General features: G+C 60.6%; 5 protein-coding genes. 3 read left to right on the forward strand and 2 right to left on the reverse strand.

The window, feature by feature from the left end; all coding sequences use genetic code 11:
- The coding region (locus tag JWQ61_RS03585) for an aminopeptidase P family N-terminal domain-containing protein (protein ID WP_304359305.1) at nt 1-311 on the reverse strand (311 nt) is incomplete at its 3' end.
- A gap of 219 nt (nt 312-530) precedes the next feature.
- Between JWQ61_RS03585 and fusA the strand changes: the two genes are divergently transcribed.
- Nucleotides 531-2,651 (forward strand): elongation factor G, encoded by a 2,121-nt coding sequence (gene fusA / locus JWQ61_RS03590; RefSeq protein ID WP_304359306.1) that lies wholly within the window; start codon nt 531-533, stop codon nt 2,649-2,651.
- A gap of 66 nt (nt 2,652-2,717) precedes the next feature.
- On the opposite strand, the gene ribA is transcribed toward fusA, so the two are convergent.
- Entirely contained in the window at nt 2,718-3,392 is a 675-nt protein-coding gene (gene ribA, locus JWQ61_RS03595) for a GTP cyclohydrolase II (protein ID WP_304359307.1), read from the reverse strand.
- Between the two features lie 231 nt (nt 3,393-3,623).
- Here ribA and JWQ61_RS03600 point away from each other — a divergent pair, with 231 nt between their 5' ends.
- Nucleotides 3,624-4,259: a paraquat-inducible protein A gene (locus JWQ61_RS03600; protein WP_304359308.1), complete on the forward strand. Its 636-nt coding sequence runs from the start codon at nt 3,624-3,626 to the stop codon at nt 4,257-4,259.
- A partial coding sequence (locus JWQ61_RS03605) for a paraquat-inducible protein A (protein ID WP_304359309.1) occupies nt 4,256-4,618 on the forward strand: 363 nt, incomplete at its 3' end. The genes JWQ61_RS03600 and JWQ61_RS03605, both read left to right, overlap by 4 nt.

Genomic DNA, 4,618 nt, shown 5'->3' on the forward strand with positions numbered 1-4,618 from the left:
TGCAGCAGGCTGTTGCCCGACGGCGTTTTCATCAGCACGATTTCGGTGCCGGCCAGTTCCGCTTCCGCCTGCGACCAGTAACGGCTGTCGGCCCACAGGCCGGCGAAATCGGCGGTGATGATCAGGTTGGCGACCGAGCCGGTGAAGCCCGACAGCCATTCCCTTCCCTTCCAGCGCCCCGGCAGGTACTCGGACAGGTGCGGATCGGCCGAAGGAATCAGGCAGGCGTCGACATTGTGGCGCTGCATGGCGGCGCGCAGCTGCTCGATGCGCGGTGCGGAAGTATTCTGGGAAAAGGTTCGGGAGTTCATAGGGGGCTGGGTGAAATAGGTGTTTTAGTAGGATGGATTCACTTACCGTTAAGCCGCCAAGCATACCACCGGGAGGGGAAAAACGGGGTCTTACGACGGGGTCTTGCGACGGCGCCTTCCATCGACGCACAACTGACAATCGAAAAAACGAGTAAGCTCACACGTCACAGTAGCTGCAAAAAATTCTGATCATCATAATTTCTCCCAGAGGAAATCGTCATGACTCGCAAAACCCCTATCGAGCGCTATCGCAATATCGGCATCAGCGCCCATATCGACGCCGGCAAGACCACCACCACCGAGCGTATCCTGTTTTATTCCGGCGTCAGCCACAAGATCGGCGAAGTGCACGACGGCACCGCCACCATGGACTGGATGGAGCAGGAGCATGAACGCGGCATCACGATCACCTCGGCCGCCACCACCGGTTTCTGGCAAGGCATGGCCGGCAATTACCCGATGCACCGGATCAATATCATCGACACCCCGGGCCACGTCGATTTCACGATCGAAGTCGAACGTTCGATGCGGGTGCTGGACGGCGCCTGCATGGTCTATGACGCCGTCGGCGGCGTGCAGCCGCAATCCGAAACCGTCTGGCGCCAGGCCAACAAGTACGGCGTGCCGCGCCTGGCGTTCGTCAACAAGATGGACCGGGTCGGCGCCGATTTCTTCCGCGTCCACCAGCAGATCCGCGACCGCCTCAAGGGCAATCCGGTGCTGGTGCAGATCCCGGTCGGCGCCGAAGACAATTTCCACGGCGTGGTCGACCTGGTCAAGATGAAAGCCATCATGTGGGACGACGCCACCCAGGGCGTCAAGTTCGAATACATCGACATCCCGCCGGAGCTGCAAGCCAGCGCCGAGGAATGGCGCGGCCGCATGATAGAAGCAGCGGCCGACGCCAGCGACGCCATGATGAAAAAATACCTGGACGGCGCCGACATCAGCGAAGAGGAAATCAAGGCGGCACTGCGCCAGCGCACCATCGCCGGCGAAATCGTGCCGATGCTGTGCGGCAGCGCCTTCAAGAACCGCGGCGTGCAGGCGTTGCTGGATGCCGTGATCGATTTCCTGCCGGCGCCGACCGACATTCCGCCGGTCAAAGGCCACGACCAGGACGACCTGGTCGTCGAAAGGCGCGCCAGCGACGATGAAAAATTCTCCGCCCTCACCTTCAAGATCATGACCGACCCGTTTGTCGGCCACCTGAGCTACTTCCGGGTCTATTCGGGCGTGCTGATCTCGGGCGATGTGGTGTTCAATCCGAACAAGGGCAAGAAGGAAAGGATAGGCCGCGTGCTGCAAATGCACGCCAACCACCGTACCGAAATCAGCGAGGTGTATGCGGGTGACATCGCCGCCGCGGTCGGCCTCAAGGAAGCCAGCACCGGCGACACCCTGTGCGATCCTGGCAGCATCATCACCCTGGAAAAAATGGTGTTCCCGGACACCGTGATCTCGCAAGCGGTAGAACCGAAGACCAAGGCCGACCAGGAAAAGATGGGGATAGCGCTCAGCCGCCTGGCCGAGGAAGATCCGTCATTCCGGGTCAAGACCGACGAGGAATCGGGCCAGACCATCATTTCCGGCATGGGCGAACTGCACCTGGAAGTACTGGTGGAGCGCATGCGGCGCGAATTCGGCGTCGAAGCTACCGTCGGCAAGCCGCAGGTGGCTTTCCGCGAAACCATACGCAAGGTGTGCGAATCGAGCGAAGGCAAGTTCATCAAGCAGTCCGGCGGGCGCGGCCAGTACGGCCACGTGGTGCTGAAAATCGAACCGCAGGCGCCAGGCAAGGGATTTGAATTCGTCGACGCCATCAAGGGCGGCACGGTGCCGCGCGAATATATTCCGGCGGTCGAGAAAGGCGTACGTGAAACCTTGGCTACCGGCGTGCTGGCAGGCTATCCGGTAGTCGACGTCAAGGTCACGCTGTTCTTCGGTTCCTCGCATGATGTCGATTCCAACGAAAACGCCTACCGCATGGCGGCGTCGATGGCGTTCAAGGATGGCTGCCGCAAAGCCAGCCCGGCCTTGCTGGAACCGATGATGGCGGTGGAAGTCGAGACGCCCGAGGAAAAAATGGGCGACGTGATCGGCGACCTGTCGTCGCGGCGCGGCATGATCCAGAGCATGGACGACATCCCGGGCGGGGTCGGCAAGATCGTGCGGGCGGAAGTGCCGCTGGCGGAAATGTTCGGCTACTCCACCACCCTGCGTTCGCTGACCCAGGGGCGCGCCACGTATACGATGGAGTTCAAGCATTATGCCGAAGCGCCGGCCAATGTCACCGATGCGGTAGTGAACGCCAAGCATGTAGGGGCGTCCAAGCGCTGATGCCTGGCTCGGGCCGGAACTGTCGTAGCTCCGGCCCGTTTCACCGCTTGCGCTTCACAGCTTAGTTTACAGCTCGTTTTCGTCCAGGTCGTGTTCCATGCCGTCAATCGGCAGCAGGTGGCCCAGTTTCGCCGCCTTGGTGTCAAGGTAGCGGGTATTGAACGGATTGCGGTTGAGGATGAGGGGAATCCGCTCGACCACGGTAATGCCGATTTTCTGCAGGGCGGCTACCTTGCGCGGGTTGTTGGTCATCAGCCGCAAGGCCGTGATGTCGAGGTGCTCGAGCATGGTTTCGCAAATGGTGTAATCGCGCAGGTCGGCGGCGAATCCCAGTTGCTGGTTAGCCTCCACCGTGTCCGCGCCGCCGTCCTGGATATGGTAGGCGCGCAACTTGTTGATCAGGCCGATGCCGCGCCCTTCCTGGCGCAAATACAATATGGCGCCGCGTCCTTCCGCGGCGATCTTCTGCATAGCCCCTTCCAGCTGCGCGCCGCAATCGCAGCGCTGGCTGAACAAGGCATCGCCGGTCAGGCATTCGGAATGGACGCGCGCCAGCACCGGCGCGCCGTCGTTGACTGCGCCCAGGGTCAGGGCCAGGTGTTCTTTGCCGGTGGCGTGTTCAATAAAGGCATGCAGCTGGAAGGTTGCCCAAGGCGTCGGCAGCGCGCAGGAAGTCACATACTCCAGTTTTTGGTCGATTACGGTGGCAGCTAGGCTGCTTTTGTTATTAGTGGTGCTCATCAGATAGATTTGTGGTGAATAAAATGCATGGCATTGCATAAATGACACATTCGTTTCGGTTTTAACATTACTTAACATGCCATCGCTAGCCATCCATTTTACGAGCATTCCATAAAACACGTATGACGCGCCTGCGGCCATAACCGCCCGGACAAGCGACGATTTCAACTATCTGTCGGTGCCGGCGCAGATTATTGTTAGAATCATACCTACTCAATTTTTTAGCTACTCATGCGCGAAGTCCCCGACCTGATTGCCTGCGAAGGATGCGATGCCCTGTATCGCAAGGTGCAGCTGCACCGTGGGGAGATTGCCCACTGCCCGCGCTGCGGCACCGAGCTGGAGCGTGACGCCGGACGCCAGCGCGAGCGCATCCTGCCGCTGACAGTGGCCAGCCTGATCATGTTCGTGATCGCCAACAGCTTTCCCATCGTCGAGATCGAACTGCAGGGCCTGAGCAGCCGCACCACCCTGTTCGGCGCCGTGCTGTCGCTGACCACCGAAGGCATGTCGCTGGTGGCCTTGCTGGTGCTGGCCACCACTATCCTGTTTCCGCTGCTGCAGCTGCTGTTCCTGTTTTACCTGCTGGTGTCGTTGGCAAAACAGCAGCGGCCTCCCGGTTTCAGCTGGCTGGTGAGGGCTATGCAGAGCTTGCGGCCCTGGGGCATGGTGGAAGTGTTCCTGCTGGGCGTGCTGGTGGCGGTAGTGAAATTATCGAACATGGCGACCGTGATCCCGGGCGTGGCCCTGTGGGCGTTCGGCGTGCTGACGGTATTGCTGACCGCGGTGGTGTCCTTCAATCCCCGCCATTTCTGGGAAATGGCGTACGCTGAAGAGACAATCGGCAGCCAGGAAGAGATTGCATGAGCGCCGGCGCCACCGCGAATACAGCCGGCGCTGCCGAAGACGAAGACCTGGCGGTGCGCACCGCTGCCGGCCTCGGCATGATGTCCTGCCATCATTGCGGCACCGTCTGGCAAGAGGTGCGCGAGCACGAACACTGCCAGCGCTGCGGCACAGCGCTGCACCTGCGCAAGCCGGACAGCATCAGGCGCAGCTGGGCTTTCCTGATCGCTGCCTGCATCATGTACATCCCGGCAAACCTGATGCCGGTGATGATCACCAAGACCTTGCTCGGCGTGCAAGAGGATACGATCATGAGCGGCGTGATCTATTTCTGGGTGTCCGGCGCCTGGGAGCTGGCGGCGATCATTTTCATCGCCAGT

This window comes from Collimonas fungivorans (assembly GCF_028292705.1).
In the GTDB taxonomy this organism is placed as follows: domain Bacteria; phylum Pseudomonadota; class Gammaproteobacteria; order Burkholderiales; family Burkholderiaceae_D; genus Collimonas; species Collimonas fungivorans_B.